The sequence below is a fragment of the Microbispora sp. NPDC046973 genome (assembly GCF_040644495.1).
Classification (GTDB): Bacteria; Actinomycetota; Actinomycetes; order Streptosporangiales; family Streptosporangiaceae; genus Microbispora.
This window is the reverse complement of record NZ_JBEYWQ010000016.1, coordinates 146,250-160,701: the sequence shown is the minus strand read 5'-3', so window position 1 is coordinate 160,701 and position 14,452 is coordinate 146,250. Positions and strand designations below refer to the sequence as shown.

12 protein-coding genes are annotated in these 14,452 nt (G+C 70.3%); 4 read left to right on the top strand and 8 right to left on the bottom strand.

The genetic code is table 11. The features are described 5' to 3' along the window. Positions 1–3: 3 nt before the first annotated feature. Together ABZ860_RS27250 and ABZ860_RS27245 are read right to left on the bottom strand one after the other, a co-directional pair. Complete coding sequence (locus tag ABZ860_RS27250) at positions 4–888, bottom strand: class F sortase (protein WP_357225248.1); 885 nt, start codon at positions 886–888, stop codon at positions 4–6. Positions 889–899: 11 nt separating this feature from the next. Then, a complete protein-coding gene (locus ABZ860_RS27245) occupies positions 900–2,330 on the bottom strand; it encodes a hypothetical protein (protein WP_357225247.1) in 1,431 nt (476 codons plus the stop codon). A 237-nt stretch (positions 2,331–2,567) separates the two neighbouring features. Between ABZ860_RS27245 and ABZ860_RS27240 the strand changes: the two genes are divergently transcribed. Then, the gene (locus tag ABZ860_RS27240) at positions 2,568–3,713 is read left to right on the top strand and encodes an acyl-CoA dehydrogenase family protein (protein ID WP_357225245.1); all 1,146 of its coding nucleotides are present in this window, start codon (positions 2,568–2,570) and stop codon (positions 3,711–3,713) included. Positions 3,714–3,744: 31 nt separating this feature from the next. Here ABZ860_RS27240 and ABZ860_RS27235 read toward each other — a convergent pair whose 3' ends face one another. After that, positions 3,745–3,906 carry a hypothetical protein gene (locus tag ABZ860_RS27235; protein ID WP_167538831.1) on the bottom strand — a complete coding sequence of 54 codons (162 nt, stop codon included), beginning with the start codon at positions 3,904–3,906 and terminating at the stop codon, positions 3,745–3,747. A gap of 65 nt (positions 3,907–3,971) precedes the next feature. Next, positions 3,972–4,763, bottom strand: a complete 792-nt coding sequence (locus ABZ860_RS27230; RefSeq protein WP_357225244.1) for an alpha/beta fold hydrolase — start codon at positions 4,761–4,763, stop codon at positions 3,972–3,974. A 147-nt stretch (positions 4,764–4,910) separates the two neighbouring features. Here ABZ860_RS27230 and ABZ860_RS27225 point away from each other — a divergent pair, with 147 nt between their 5' ends. Beyond that, positions 4,911–5,801, top strand: coding sequence for a hypothetical protein (locus ABZ860_RS27225; RefSeq protein ID WP_357225241.1), 891 nt, complete (start codon positions 4,911–4,913; stop codon positions 5,799–5,801). Positions 5,802–5,836: 35 nt separating this feature from the next. Here ABZ860_RS27225 and ABZ860_RS27220 read toward each other — a convergent pair whose 3' ends face one another. Beyond that, entirely contained in the window at positions 5,837–8,065 is a 2,229-nt protein-coding gene (locus tag ABZ860_RS27220; protein WP_357225239.1) for a SpoIIE family protein phosphatase, read from the bottom strand. Between the two features lie 120 nt (positions 8,066–8,185). Further along, positions 8,186–8,890, bottom strand: a complete 705-nt coding sequence (locus ABZ860_RS27215) for a metal-dependent transcriptional regulator (RefSeq protein WP_357225236.1) — start codon at positions 8,888–8,890, stop codon at positions 8,186–8,188. Positions 8,891–8,969: 79 nt separating this feature from the next. Between ABZ860_RS27215 and ABZ860_RS27210 the strand changes: the two genes are divergently transcribed. Further along, complete coding sequence (locus tag ABZ860_RS27210; RefSeq protein WP_357225235.1) at positions 8,970–9,581, top strand: UdgX family uracil-DNA binding protein; 612 nt, start codon at positions 8,970–8,972, stop codon at positions 9,579–9,581. A 5-nt stretch (positions 9,582–9,586) separates the two neighbouring features. On the opposite strand, the gene pdxH is transcribed toward ABZ860_RS27210, so the two are convergent. Beyond that, positions 9,587–10,258: a pyridoxamine 5'-phosphate oxidase gene (gene pdxH, locus ABZ860_RS27205; RefSeq protein ID WP_357225233.1), complete on the bottom strand. Its 672-nt coding sequence runs from the start codon at positions 10,256–10,258 to the stop codon at positions 9,587–9,589. 143 nt (positions 10,259–10,401) lie between these two features. Between pdxH and ABZ860_RS27200 the strand changes: the two genes are divergently transcribed. Beyond that, the gene (locus tag ABZ860_RS27200) at positions 10,402–11,508 is read left to right on the top strand and encodes a citrate synthase 2 (RefSeq protein WP_357225231.1); all 1,107 of its coding nucleotides are present in this window, start codon (positions 10,402–10,404) and stop codon (positions 11,506–11,508) included. Between the two features lie 128 nt (positions 11,509–11,636). On the opposite strand, the gene ABZ860_RS27195 is transcribed toward ABZ860_RS27200, so the two are convergent. Next, positions 11,637–14,369 carry an ABC transporter substrate-binding protein gene (locus tag ABZ860_RS27195; RefSeq protein WP_357225229.1) on the bottom strand — a complete coding sequence of 911 codons (2,733 nt, stop codon included), beginning with the start codon at positions 14,367–14,369 and terminating at the stop codon, positions 11,637–11,639. Between the last annotated feature and the right edge of the window lie 83 nt (positions 14,370–14,452).

Genomic DNA, 14,452 nt, shown 5'->3' with positions numbered 1-14,452 from the left:
CGATCACTTGCCCTTGGTCTCCGTCAGCGTCGCGTAGACGATGATGTTGTCGGTGTAGTGGTGCTGCTTGGCGTTGTAGACCCCGCCGCAGGTGATCAGTCGCAGCGACGATGTGATCGTGTTGCTGTAGACCCGCTTGGTCGGGAACGTCGACTTGCTGACCTGCTCGATCCCGTCCACCGTGAAGATCGCCATCTTGCCGTCCGCACGGAGAACGGCGATCTTGTTGCCGCGCTTGAGCTCGCGCAGGCGGCTGAAGACGGCGGCGCCCTTGCGGGTGTTCACGTGCCCGAGGATGATCGCCGGCCCCTGGTCGCCGGGGGCCGGTCCGAAGCGGTACCAGCCGGTGAGGCTGGGCTTGCTCAGCGGGGGCGTCTGGATGACGCCGGACTTGTCCACGCCCACCGAGCCCACGGCGGCCTTCACACCGATCGCAGGAATGCTGATCTTGAGCGGTCTGCCGGTGACCTTCTTGGTCGTCGCCTTCTTCGCGCCGGACGACGAGGACGACAGCGGCTTCGAGGACGACGAGGCCACGCTCGTGAGAGTCAGCGGGGCGATCGGCTGCATCGCGGGAGCCGGCGGCGGCGCGGTCGGGTCCGCCGCCGTGAGCGGCACACCGGGCCCGCCCGGGCCCACGGTCGGCGGCAGGAAGGCCACGTTGCCCGCGTCCTGGACGTTCACCGCGCCGGGGACCGGCCCGCTCTCCTGTGCGTCCGAGGGGCTCAGCACGGCGAGCATCCCGGCCATCACCGCCGCGATGCCGCCGAAGGACCCGGCCACGAGCAGGGTCGCGAGGACCGGCTGGGGCAGCGGCTTGCGCGTCTTCTTGGCCTCGGTGCCCGCGCCGCCCTGCTCGGGAACGCTGCCGTCAGGAGTGTCGTTCATCGTCATCCTCCTCAGCCCCGCTCGCCCGAGTGCGCCGCCCTGCGCCGGAGCATTGCCACACCACTGAGCATGCCGATCATCAACAGCGCGCCGCCCGAGCCGATCAGCAGCATGCCCGAGGACGACACGCGCTCGGGAGCCTCACCGGTCTGCGCGCCACCCTGAGGCGTGATCGCCACCTGCGCCACGCTCGGTGTCGCGGTCAGTGTCACCGTCCTCGTCGCCGTCGGCGACGGGCTGCCCTGCGTCACCACCGCCGTCACGACGTAGTTCTGCGTCTGCGCCGCAGCCGGCGACGGACTGGCCGACGGCGAAGGCGAGGGTGAAGGCGACTGATTACCGCCGCTCGGCGACTGGGAAGGCGTGGGCGACGCGCTCGGCGAGGCGCTCCCGGAAGGGCTGGCCGAGCTGTCCGGAGAAGGCGAGCTGTCCGGCGACTGGCTCGGCTCCACCGAAGCGGACGGGCTGCTGTTCGTCCCGCCGCCGATCGTCACCTGGACGGCGACCGGTGCGCTGATGAGCGTGCACTCAGCGCGGTACTCCTGCGGCGGGTTGGCCAGCTCCCGCGTGACCACGCGGAACGCGTCGAGCTGGCCCCACTTGCCGTCCTCGACGTTCTTGATCGTGATCGTGTGCTCGCCGTACTTGAGACCGTGGAACTTCCACAGGGTCTGCCCGCCCTTGTTGGCGTCGTTCACCGGGGTGCCGTCGTCGTTCGTCGAAGGGTCGATCCGCGGCGGAGTGCCGGGCTGACCGTCGACGTCGATGTCGATCGGTCCCGCGCGCCGGTCGCGCTGCGCGACGTAGTCCACTCCGGTGCCAGTGAAGGTGAGAGACGCCCAGGCGCCGCCCGCCGTGGTCCGGTGCAGGTCGAGGTGGTAGTCGTTGTCCCCGCTCGGCTGCCCCTCGAGGTTCTCCCAGCCGCCGCTGTAGGTGATAGCCGAGTCGTCGTCGTTGACCATGACCTCGGAGGCGGGGGGACGGAAGTCGACGAACAGCTTGCCGGGTTTGACCGTGAGGGTGCCCTCTCGATCGGTGTAGGCGAAGTCGGCGATGCCGTCGGGAAGCTTGAGCGGGGTGCCCTTGATCATCGCGCCCGGCTGGTCCACAGACCCCTTGGGCTGAAGCTGCCCGATCCAGCTGCCGGTGAGATTGACCCTTCCGGTCACCTCGATCCGGCCGCCGTTGGGCAGCCGCGCGGGCGATCCGAAACGCGTCGCGTCCTTGTAGTTGAGCTTCCACGCCACGGTGAGTGGATCGCCGACGTTGAGCGTCGTCGGGACGGTGAGCTTCGTCCGGAGATAGACGGTGCCCGAGCCCGAGGTGGCGATGCCCTGCTGACAGGCATAGTCCACCACTAGATCGGCGGTATTCGCCTGCGCCGTCATCGACGGCACGACGACGATCGCCGTACCGGCCAGGCCGAGGGCCAAGGCGGCCATGGTCCTAGGAAGACCAGCTTTCCACCGAATCACCGCATACTCCGATCACAGGTCCGTCCTGGCGGGCCTATAGCAAACCGAAGGTAGATCTTAGGGGTAACCGAAGCGGTCAAAGGGGTCGTTATCGCGATGGTTTCGGAGTTGTGACCGTCCGTACAACCTGGAGCCGATCGACCGGGGAGGACCAGAATCGTATTCTGGTGCGGCCAACAGACCCTGAGCCGGAAGGCGTACCCGATGCGGCGAGACCTCTTCGACGAGGAGCACGACCTCTTCCGCGAGACCGTCCGTGAGTTCATGGCCCGTGAGGTCGTCCCCCACCACGCGCAGTGGGAGAAGGACGGCATCGTCCCCCGCGAGGTGTGGAAGAAGGCGGGCGAGCTGGGCATGTTCGGCTTCTCGGTGCCGGAGGAGTACGGCGGCTCGGGGATCACTGACTTCCGCTACAACGTGGTGATCGTCGAGGAGATCATCCGCGTCGGCGCCACCGGCCTGGGATTCGGCCTGCACAACGACATCATGGCGCCGTACATGGTCGACCTGACGAACGACGAGCAGAAGCAGCGCTGGCTGCCCGGCTTCGCGTCCGGCGAGCTGATCACGGCCATCGGGATGACCGAGCCGGGGGCCGGCAGCGACCTTCAGGGCATCCGCACCACCGCCGTCCGCGAGGGCGACCACTACGTGGTGAACGGGCAGAAGACTTTCATCACCAACGGCATCAACTCCGACCTCGTCGTGGTCGTGACCAAGACCGACCCCTCGGCGGGCGCACGCGGCACCTCGCTGCTGGTGGTGGAGCGCGGCATGGAGGGCTTCACCCGCGGCCGCAACCTGGAGAAGGTCGGCATGCACGCGCAGGACACCGCCGAGCTGTTCTTCGAGAACGTCCGGGTGCCGGTGGCCAACCTCCTGGGCGGCGAGGAGGGCCAGGGGTTCTTCCAGCTCATGAACAACCTGCCGCAGGAGCGGCTGTCGATCGCGGTGGCGGCGGTGGCCGCGGCGGAGACGGTGCTGGAGGAGACGATCGAGTACTGCCGCAACCGTACGGCCTTCGGCCGCAGCATCGGCAAGTTCCAGAACACACGGTTCCTGCTGGCCGAACTGGCCACCGAGGTGGAGATCGCCCGCCACTACGTGGACAAGTGCGTGCGGGCGCTCAACGTCAAGGAGCTCACGGCGGTGGACGCCGCGAAGGCCAAGTGGTGGACGACGGAACTGCAGAACAAGGTCATCGACCGGTGCGTCCAGCTCCACGGCGGTTACGGCTACATGCTGGAGTATCCGGTGGCCAAGGCCTGGCTGGACAGCCGCGTACAGACGATCTACGGCGGCACCACCGAGATCATGAAGGAGATCATCGGCCGGTCCTTCGGCTTCTGACCCGGCGGCTCGGCGGGCGGCCGACGGCGGATCAGCTGTGCTGCTGTCCCCAGATCAGCAGCATGGCCACCACGAACACGACCATCACGCCTCCGTAGGCCACCGGGCTCAGCCGGAAGAACCGGCGCACCTTGTTCAGCAGCCACGCGAACAGGAGCGCCAGGAAGACCAGAAGGATGAGTCCGGTGTCCACACTGATCAGTATGCGTGGGTTTCCCCGCCCCCGCGCGCCCGTCGGCACAAGCGGCGCAGGGAGACTCAGCGCGGGTCTTCGCCGCTTTCGCGGCTGCTGCCCTCGGCGATCACCCGCGCGACCAGTTCCGGGTCGTCGCTCATCGGCAGGTGGCCGCAGCCCCGCAGCAGCAGCGCCCGCTGCCCGGCCCAGCGCGCCGCGCGTACGGCCTGCCGTCGCGGCAGCAGCCGGTCGCGGTCGCCCCAGGCGATCGTGACCGGCACCTGGGGCGGCGCGGGCGGCGCGACCCACGCCATCGAGTCCAGCGTCTCCTCGAACCCCACGCACTCGCGCATCGCCGTGGCCGCCGCGAGCACGGCCTCACGCGACAGCCGTTCCGGACGGGCCACGAACAGGCCCATGGCCAACGCCTTCCCCTCGTCCGTGCGGGCCGCGAGCGCGGGCAGCCCGTCCGCCCGCGCCGCCAGCCGCACCAGGCGGAGCACGGCCCGCGCGTACGCGTGCTCGGGCCGGGACCAGAACCCGGCGGGAGACAGCGCGACGGCCGTGCGGACGTCGGCGGAAGAGGCCAGGTCGAGCGCGATGTAGCCGCCCAGCGAGTTGCCCGCGACGTGCGGCCTGCTCAGGCCGAGCCCGGTCCAGAACTCGCGCACCGCCCGCCCCAGCGTCTCCACGTTGTACGGCGTGCCGTATGGCAGCGGCGGGGACTCGCCGAAGCCGGGCAGGTCCACCGCGATGACGTCGTGCCGCTCCGCGAGCAGGTCGAGGACCGGCAGCCAGCCGTGCCGGTGGTGACCGATGCCGTGGAGGAGGACGAGCGGCGGGCCGCTGCCGCGGCGGTCGTGGGCGAGCTCCATGCGTCCGAGTCAAGCACCCGGGGCGGCCGGAAAGAAGCGCGCAGTGCGTCGCGTCCGTCGTCGTCGGTTAACGGACCCGCCGTTCGCTCGTCTTCTGCTCCTGCAATCATGTTCCGTCGCACTGATTGAAAATGAAATGAACCACAAATGATCATGACAAAGCCGGAGGAACACACCGGCCTCGCCGACCTGCCCGAGCCGGAGACGAAAGCCGGGGTCGTCGATCTGCTGGAACGCGGCGGGTCGGTCGTGGTGCCGATCGGCATCGCCCTCTACGCGCTGCTCTATCTCGGCATCCAGCAGGTCTACGGCATCTTCAACATCAGCCCCGAGCAGGCGGGCATCGACCAGGCCACGATGTTCGGCCGCCTGGTGGGGACGCTGGTCCTGCTCATCATCGCCGGCGCCCTGCTCGCGGGTGTCGTCGTGGCTGCCGTGTGGCTGCTCGACAAGGCGACCCTCGGCCATCTGTCCCGCCTGACCCAGGCCGTACGCGTGCGCCCGTGGGCCGCCGCGATCGTCGGCGCGCTGTGGTGCGGGGCGAGCTATTGGGGCTTCCTCGGCTACCTCGGGCTGGGCGAGGGCGCGTCGCTGGCCGGCGTCGTGATCACCTCGGTGCTGATCGGCGCCCTGGCCTTCCTCGTGCCGTTCCGGCTGCTGCGGCGGCGGCCGACCGGCCGCGCGGGCATGAAGATCGTGGTGGCCGCGTTCACCGGCATCGGGCTGGGCTTCGCGCTGATGGGGCAGATGGAGAGCGACGCGCTCGCCGTCGCCGAGAAGGGCAGGCCCGCCAGCATGCTCCTGTCCATGGTGGGCTTCCAGGACCAGTGGGTGGTGCTCAACGACCGCGAGAGCGGCAAGGTGCTGCGCGGGGGCGTGGAGGTGCTGCTGCTCGGCGAACGCGAGGGCACGTACGCGTTGTACGACTGCGCGCACCAGGAGACCTTCCGCATCTCCATGGAGGCGACCGTGCTGCGGCAGGTGACGCTCGAACCCGAACGCCCGGACGGATACAGCTGCCTGGTGCAGAAGAACTGACCGTGACGCCCCCCGCGCCGGAGGCGCGTCACGCCCTAACGACCGCCGATGGGGATCTCGAACCAGACCGCCTTGCCCTCGCGGGTAGGGCGGGAGCCCCAGCGCCGCGCGAGCTGGTCGACGAGATAGAGGCCACGACCGCCCTCGTCGTTCTCCCCCGCGCTGCGGATGCGGGGCAGGCGGAGATCCTGGTCGAAGACCTCGACCCAGACGGACTCCGCGCCCCTGCGCAGCCGCAGGGTGAACTCCTTGTCGCCCGCGATCTCCTCTTCGAAGCCCGGCACGTCCCACGACTCGTCGAACGGCAGCGGCGGCCCGTCGAGCACCAGCTCGCGGCGCGGCACGCTGGCGCTGGCGGCGTGCAGGACCACGTTGGTCACGACCTCGGAGACGAGCAGGCAGGCCAGCTCCGCGCGTTCCTCGGGCACCTGCCATCCCGCGAACGCCTCGGACGCCATCCGCCGCGCCTCGCTCACCATGATCGGCTGGGCCGGGAACGTGCGCTCCTGGGACTGCAGCTCGGTGCCCGCGGAACGGACGACGAGGATGGCCATGTCGTCGTCGATCTCGCCGGGCACGGCCACCGTGGCCAGGTCGGCGATGCGCTCGACGGACTCCCCCGACGCCTTGGCGAGCTTCTCGCGCAGGATGTCGAGCGCCTCGTCGTCGCCGGGGACGCCCGTGGCGGAGTCGCGCGGCGGCCTGCGGTCGACCAGTCCGTCGGTGTAGAGAAGCAGGGTGGCGCCGGGCGGCAGCACCCTCGTCTCCTCCTTGTAGACCAGGTCGGCGTGCATGCCCTTGGCCCGCACCCCGAGCGGCTGGCCGACCTCGGTGATGTCCAGGTCCTTGACCTCGCCGTCCACGATCAGCAGCGGGGGCGCGTGTCCGGCGTTGGCGAACGACAGCTGCCTCGACCACGCGTCGTACACCATGTATTGGCAGGTGACGATCGGCGGGTTGGTGATGTCGGCGCCGAAGTCGTCGTGTTCCGGCGCGGCGACGATCCTGGTCCACTCGTCCAGGCGGGCGAGGATGTCGGCGGGTGGTTTGTCGTCCTGGGCGAAGGCGCGCAACGCGGCCCTGAGCTGGCCCATGACCGCCGCCGCCTTGGCCCCCCGGCCCTCGACGTCGCCGATGACGATGCCGACGCGGCCGGCCGACAGCGGGATCACGTCGTACCAGTCGCCGCCCACCTGGGTCTGGATGCCCTGGCCGTGCGAGGCGAGCGGGGCGGCCGGGTAGTAGCGGACCGCGATCTCCAGTCCGTCGAGCGAGGGCAGCGGCTGACGCGGAAGCAGGTGCTTCTGGAACGACTCGGCGGTGTGCCGCTCCTCCTCGAACAGCAGCGCGTTGTCGACGGCGAGCGCGACGCGGGTGGCGATGGCGCCGACGAAGTCGCGGTCGAAGGTGTCGTAGTGGGGGGAGCGCCGGTTGGTGAGGTTCGACAGGCCGAGGTACATGAGGCCGAGCGTCTCGCCGCGCACGCACAGCGGGGCGACGATGGCCGAGGTCATCCCGATCTCGCCGCACAACCGGGCCGCGCCCTCGCTCGTCGCCGGGTAGCTGACCTGCGAGAAGTCCTCGACCAGGATCGTCTCCTGGCGGCGCAGGGCGGTCTCGGCGTAGTGCCCGAGGGGGTATCTGATCTCCGCGCCCACCGGCCGCCAGGTGTCCGGCGGCGGCGTCCAGCCGTTCACATGCGTGGAGACCTTGCGCACCAGGCGGTCGCCCTCGTTCAGTTCGATGAAGCAGTGGTCGGCGAACTGCGGGACGAGCATCTCCGCGACCCGGTTGAGCGTCTCCTCCACGTACAGGGAGCCTGCGAGCCGCTCGCCGATCCGCTCGAGGAGGCCGAAGCGGTCCTTCTCACGCTCGTTGCTGCGCATCGCCTCGCGCGCTGTGATCACGATGCCGCTCACGGAACCGGAGGGGTGCCGCAGCGGCACGGCCTGCGCGCGCACGTAGATCGTCGTGCCGTCGCCGCGGGCCACGTCGAACGTGCCCTCCCACACCCCGCCGCGCAGCACGTGCTTGGCCAGCTCGGCCGCCAGCGGATGGTCCTTCTCCGAGATCCCGAGGGTGTGCAGCGACTCCTTGCCGGGGGAGGCGCCCACACGGCCGAACAGCTGCTCGGCGAAGGGGTTCCAGTACAGGACGTTGCTGAAGCGGTCGGTCACGACCACGGCCATCTCCGCGTGGTCGAGCACGGAACCGGCCGAAAGGTGGTCGTCGGCGTCCTGTGACAGATCTCCCCATCGCCTCATGCCACGACCGTCCCTTGACGAGGTGGGTTCGCTATGCCGGGCACGGGCGCTCCTGCGAAGGCTGGGTCGCGAGAAATGAAAGGACTCCCTAGGGGATTCAACCAGGCACAACTCATTCCGTCATCGTCTGGTGACAAAAACGTGTGAGGCGACGTCCCTCGAAAGGTCCGCGGTCGTGGTTCCCACCTCACCATCACCAGTCACCGTTACACCGTTGTCACTCGCCGCGAGCGTCACCTCGCGTCCGGGTTGTATCCCAACTTGCTTGAGTTTAAGCATCACGGCGGGGTCGCTTTGCACTTGTTCGCTGATTCGGCGCACTACAACGGGCACAGGCGCCTGTCCCGCGAGGGTCACCATGGGAGACACCATCTCATCTCCGGCCGAACCGGACTGCGGCACCCCCAGCTCGTCGAGACCGGGGATCGGGTTGCCGTGCGGGCACACCCGGGGGTTCTTGAGAAGGTTCACGAGCCGGGTCTCCACCGAGTCCGACATCACGTGCTCCCAGCGGCACGCCTCTATGTGGACCTCTTCCCACGGCATGCCGATCACCTGGGTCAGCAGGCACTCGGCGAGGCGGTGCTTGCGCATCACGCGGATGGCCAGCGTGCGGCCCAGCGCGGTCATGCTGAGGTGCCTGTCGCCCTCGACCTTGACCAGGCCGTCGCGCTCCATGCGCGCCACCGTCTGGCTGACGGTCGGACCGCTCTGCTGCAGCCTCTCGGCGATCCGGGCGCGAAGCGGGACGATGCCCTCCTCTTCGAGTTCGAAGATCGTCCGGAGGTACATCTCCGTCGTATCGATCAGGCCGTGTGCGGTCAAAGCTCCTCCAGTCCCTGTAAATCGATGCTACGACCTCCCCCTGTGTTCGCAGCCGACCTTATTGGGGAAGCGACCCAGGGTGGGAAACATCGGAGCCCAGGGATTCCTTCCGGCGGAGATCAGCCTGCCCGCGCTCAGGGAGGCCGCACGGCACTGCGAGGGCTGCGACCTCTACCGCGCCGCCACGCAGACGGTCTTCGGCGAGGGCGTTCCCGACGCGCGGTTCATGCTGGTCGGCGAGCAGCCGGGCGACCAGGAGGACCGCGAGGGCGCGCCGTTCGTCGGGCCCGCCGGGCGCATGCTCGACAGGGCGCTCGAAGAGGCGGGCATCGAGCGCGAGGCGGTGTACGTGACCAACGCGGTCAAGCACTTCAAGTACGAGCCCCGCGGCAAACGCAGGATCCACCAGAAGCCCACCGTGGGAGAGATCAACGCGTGCCGGCCCTGGCTGGAGGCCGAGATGCGCCTGGTGGACCCGGAGGTGACCGTGGTGCTGGGGGCCACGGCCGCCCGGGCCCTGCTGGGCCCGGACTTCCGCGTCACCAGGCACCGGGGAGAGCCGGTCCCCCGGCGCGAGGGGGCGTACTACGTGGCGACGATCCATCCCTCGGCGATCCTGCGCGCGCCCGACCGGGACGAGGCGTACTCGGGCTTCCTCGCCGATCTCAAGGTCGCGGCCGGGCTGCCCTGACCGGGTCAGGGGGCGAGGCGCTCCAGCGTCCAGGTTCCGCCGGTCCGCCGGTAGCGGAGCCGGTCGTGCATGCGGTCGGTCTGGCCCTGCCAGAACTCGACCTCCGCCGGCGCCACCCGGAAGCCGCCCCAGAAGTCCGGCAGCGGCGGATCCTGCGGCCAGCGCGCGGCCAGCTCGCGGAACCTGGCGTCGAGCTGCTCCCTCGACTCCACGACCGCCGACTGACGGGAGGCCCACGCGCCGATGCGGGAGCCGTACGGGCGAGAGTGGAAGTAGGCGGCGCTGTCCTCGCGCGGGAGCCGTACGACGGACCCCTCCACGCGGACCTGCCGCCTGATGGGATGCCACGGGAACAGCAGGCAGGCCCGCGGGTTCTCACCGAGGTCGCGGCCCTTGCGAGACTCGTAGTTGGTGAAGAAGACGAACCCGCGCTCGTCGAAGCCCTTGAGGAGGACGGTGCGGGCGGAGGGACGGCCACCGGCGGAGCTGGTGGCGACGACCATGGCGTTCGGTTCGGGCAGGCCCGCGGCGACCGCGTCCGCGAACCACAGCGCGAACTGCGTCACCGGGTCGCCTGCCATGCCGGATTCGAGCAGGGGCTCACCTTCGTAACTGTGCCGGAGCCCGGGGAGGTGCGAAGCGCTGTCCACGGAAAGGTATTCTCGCCTGCTCGGCATACGTCTCGCTCGGTGGCCCCTACCTGGGAGAACCCCATTGGGTAGGGCCGGGGGCGCGACAGTCGGGCGCTGCGGGTTAAATTGACCCGCCGGTATCTCGACATCAAGGCTCTGGACTTCACAAGAGAGGGAGGCGGCCGAGAATGTCCGACTTCAAACCCGGGCTCGAAGGCGTGGTGGCGTTCGAGACCGAGATCGCGGAACCGGACAAAGAAGGGGGCGCCCTGCGATACCGGGGCGTCGACATCGAAGAGCTCGTGGGCAACGTCTCCTATGGACACGTCTGGGGCCTGCTCGTCGACAACACGTTCCAGCCGGGCCTGCCCCCGGCGGAGCCGTACCCACTTCCCGTCCATTCCGGCGACATCCGAGTAGACGTACAGAGCGCGCTGGCCATGCTGGCGCCTTCGTACGGCTTCCGCCCGCTGCTCGACATCGACGACGACCAGGCCCGCGACGATCTCGCACGCGCCTCGGTGACCGCTCTGTCGTTCGTCGCGCAGTCGGCCCGCGGCCTGGGCCTGCCCATGGTCCCGCAGAAGCGCGTCGACGAGGCCGAGAGCATCGTCGAGCGCTTCATGGTCCGCTGGCGCGGTGAGCCCGATCCCAAGCACGTGAAGGCCATCGACGCCTACTGGACGTCGGCCGCGGAGCACGGCATGAACGCCTCGACGTTCACCGCCCGCGTGATCGCCTCCACGGGCGCCGACGTGGCGGCCGCCCTGTCGGGCGCGGTCGGCGCGATGTCCGGCCCGCTGCACGGCGGCGCGCCGGCGCGGGTGCTGCACATGATCGAGGGCGTCGAGAAGATGGGTGACGCCCGCAAGTACGTCCAGAGCGAGCTGGACAAGGGCCAGCGGCTCATGGGCTTCGGCCACCGGGTCTACCGGGCCGAGGACCCGCGCGCCCGCGTGCTGCGCCGTACGGCCAAGGAGCTGGGCGCGCCGCGCTACGAGGTCGCCGCCGCGCTGGAGACCGCCGCACTCGAGGAGCTGCACGCCCGCAAGCCGGACCGGGTCCTCGCGACCAACGTGGAGTACTGGGCCGCGGTGGTCCTCGACTTCGCCGAGGTGCCGTCGAACATGTTCACCTCGATGTTCACCTGCGCCCGGACCGCCGGCTGGGCCGCCCACATCCTGGAGCAGAAGCGCACGGGCAGGCTGGTCCGCCCCAGCGCCAACTACGTGGGCCCGAAGCAGCGCTCCATCAACGACGTGCCCGGCGCCGCCGAGGTCGTCGGCAAGGTCTGAGCCTCAGCGCGGGTCGTGGCCCTGCGGCGTGCCACAAGCTCCGAGAGGCCGCCGGGCCCCGCCCGCGCACCGTCGGCAACCTGTGACGGCCCGCCCTGAGGGGCGGGCCGTTTCCGCGTCCGGAGGCGTCATCGGCCGGAGCCGGCGGCGTCCTGGCGTGCGGGCGCGGACGGGCCCGCGGACGGGACCGCCGCCGGGGCGTTCCGGGCCGCGCGCTCCCCGGCGTCCCCGTCGAGGTTCGGGCAGATCCTCTCCTCGCCGTTCTTCTCCTTGCCCTCCTCGGGCTCGGTGGTGGCCAGGCGCCCGCAGCGGTACGCGACCTCGGACCTGCCCGCGTCGTTCACCTTCATGATCGCGATGGTCTTGTCCTCGGGCTCGTGGGCGGCGGCGCCGAAGGAGATCACCCCGCTCGAACCGTTCCATCTGTCGCGCGGGGAGACGAGGGAGATCTGGTAGAGCACGTCTCCCCTGCTGGGCAGCCCGCCCCGGTAGGCCGCGTTGACGCGCTCGTAGAAGAGCTTGGCGGCGTCGTAGCTGAGGATGAGGTTGTCGTCGGACTCCTTCGGGTGCCGTCCGCTCAGCAGGCTCTGCACGAAGCCCGTCGGCGCCACGGTGCCGCCGCGCCACAGCTCGCGGCTCGCCAGCGCCGCGTAGTAGACCTGCACGCGCCGGTAGTCGCCGATCACCGGGCCGCTGTTGGCGACCGCCTTGATGACGTCGTCGCCCGCGAGGACCTTGATCGGCTCCTTGCCGCAGTCCTTGCCCTCGATGTAGCGCAGGAAGTCGAGGAAGTCGGCCGCACGGCCCGCGTAGAGGAGCAGGTCGGGCCCGTGCCCGCAGGCCCGGCTCACCGCCAGGTCCATGCCCGTTCCCCGGTCCTTGTACGCGACGCGGTCGCTGACCGTGATCCCCACGGCGCGGGCCTCGTCCGCGTAGTCGTCGGCGAGGTTGTTCGTGTAGTTGTCGTCGTCCGTCTGGTCCTGGACGACCACCGCGGACGGCTTGGGCACCCTGCCGAGGAGCCGATGGCGGGCGTACCTGGCGGCCAGCCGCGCCTGCCGCCGGTTCGACGGCCCCAGGCGGAACACGTACGGCGAGGTGTAGCCGGACCCGGACCGGGCGGGGTCGTCCGCCAGGTAGCCGAGCCGGTCGGCCGTCGCGGTGGTCACCAGCATCGGGATCTTCGCCGTGTGCAGCGTCCGGATGGCCTCCTCGACGCCGCGGACGCTGCGCTGGAAGCCGATCACGCCGAGGACGCGGGGGTCCTCGGCCGCCATCTCGCTGACCAGCTCCGCCGTACGCCGCCCCCGGTGGAAGTTCGTCCCGGCGTTGGCCACGAGCACCTGGAGGCGGGGCGCGCCGGAGACGCCGCGCTGATACTCCTCCACGGCCGTCAGCTCCGCCCGGGCCCCGACGAACGCGCTGTCGTTCTGGTCCTGCGCCACGGAGTACTCGCCGAACAGCACCACGCTGACGTACGTCCCGGCCTGCCTGGCCAGGTCGTTGTTGTGGTCGATCCGGGCGACGAGCTTCGTTATCTCGTCCGACGAGAAGAGCCCGTCCGGGGTGGGCCCGTCGGCGTTCACGACGCCGACGCACTCCTTGTCCATGCGCTCGACCCAGGACAGGCCGCCGCAGTGCGCGTTGCGGTCCTGCTGGATGCGCCCGAGCAGGACGACAGGACCGATGAGCAGGAGCGCCATCACGCACCAGTAGCCGATCGCCCGCAGCCGGCTGCCCAGCAGGCGCGGCCGGTAGTCGTCGTCCGGCGGGATAGCGGGCGCGCTGACCATCAGCCGCAGCGGCGGCACCCGCCGCCGCGCCGCCGTCCGCCACGACGCCACCAGCGTGGACAGGTCCGACATCCGGCCCGCGGTGACCGGCCGGCTGCCCGGCGCGAACGAATCGGGCACGGCGGCCAGCACCAGGAGCGGCGGCAGCAGCCCGGTCTCCTCGACCGTCTCCTCCAGCGTGCGCAGGAGCCGCTCGTTGACGTCGCCGGACCACCGCGCGTCGAGGACCAGCATCGCGTAGAGGCCACGCCCCCAGCTCGGCCACGGGATCAGCCACTTCTGGTACGCCTGGCGCAGGTCCTGGCACAGGGCGTGGACGAGCAGCCGCTCGACCTCCTCCTCGCTCGCGTCGGCGATGCGCAGCGCGTACTTCGGCAGGCGCTCGAAGGGCTTCCTGGTCAGGTAGGGCTGCTTCCTGAACCAGCCGTTGAAGAAGGACCCCCTGATCGAGAGCATGGCCTGGATCAACGTGCCGACGACGGCGACGAGCACGCCGAGCGCCCACGGGATCAGGCCGACCAGGTCGGAGGCCCCGCCGAGCGACCAGGCCGCGAGCGTGCCCACCGGCACCCATGTGGTGGCCGCGCGGCCGAGGAAGTCCGCCGCGGTCCTGCGCCCCCGGTCGCCGCCGTACCTGCCCCTGCGCCAGTCCTTGAGCCGCTCCTTGAACTCCTCCTGGCCCGTACGCGACTGCGGGTCGGGCGGCCAGGTCCGGCCGGGCACGTCGACCGGCTCCCCGGAAGGCGGCTCCTCGCGCTGGCGGCGCGCCCACAGCACGAACTGGACCAGCGGGAACCGCGGCGGGGGCAGGAACGATCCGCCGACGGGCTTGCCGAGCTCACCGTGCTCGCCCGCCAGCGCCTCGACCAGCTCACGCAGCGTGTCGTACTCCCCCGCCCTGACCGTGGCCTGCGGGAGGGAGTCCTCGAAGGGCGCGGCGAGCCGCCGGGCCGCGTCGAAGGCGCCGCCGTCGCGGCCGACGACGAGGACGAGGGGCAGGGGTCGGTCGGATCGCCAGAAGAACGGCCTGCGAACCAGTGTCTCGATGACGGCGTGCGGGTCGGCCACGCGGTTGTCTCCCGGGGGGCGGGGTCCATTCCTGAGGTGGTGCGTGATCTTAAAACGGGACCATGATGTCTCACCATCCGGAC

What these genes read in the sequence shown, in the direction of transcription:
- ABZ860_RS27230 (WP_357225244.1), bottom strand. Translation starts at nt 4,763, where the DNA reads ATGGAGCTCGCCCACGACCGCCGCGGCAGCGGCCCGCCGCTCGTCCTC.
- ABZ860_RS27240 (WP_357225245.1), top strand. Translation starts at nt 2,568, where the DNA reads ATGCGGCGAGACCTCTTCGACGAGGAGCACGACCTCTTCCGCGAGACC.
- ABZ860_RS27200 (WP_357225231.1), top strand. Translation starts at nt 10,402, where the DNA reads ATGTCCGACTTCAAACCCGGGCTCGAAGGCGTGGTGGCGTTCGAGACC.
- ABZ860_RS27220 (WP_357225239.1), bottom strand. Translation starts at nt 8,065, where the DNA reads ATGAGGCGATGGGGAGATCTGTCACAGGACGCCGACGACCACCTTTCG.
- ABZ860_RS27250 (WP_357225248.1), bottom strand. Translation starts at nt 888, where the DNA reads ATGAACGACACTCCTGACGGCAGCGTTCCCGAGCAGGGCGGCGCGGGC.
- pdxH (WP_357225233.1), bottom strand. Translation starts at nt 10,258, where the DNA reads ATGCCGAGCAGGCGAGAATACCTTTCCGTGGACAGCGCTTCGCACCTC.
- ABZ860_RS27245 (WP_357225247.1), bottom strand. Translation starts at nt 2,330, where the DNA reads ATGGCCGCCTTGGCCCTCGGCCTGGCCGGTACGGCGATCGTCGTCGTG.
- ABZ860_RS27225 (WP_357225241.1), top strand. Translation starts at nt 4,911, where the DNA reads ATGATCATGACAAAGCCGGAGGAACACACCGGCCTCGCCGACCTGCCC.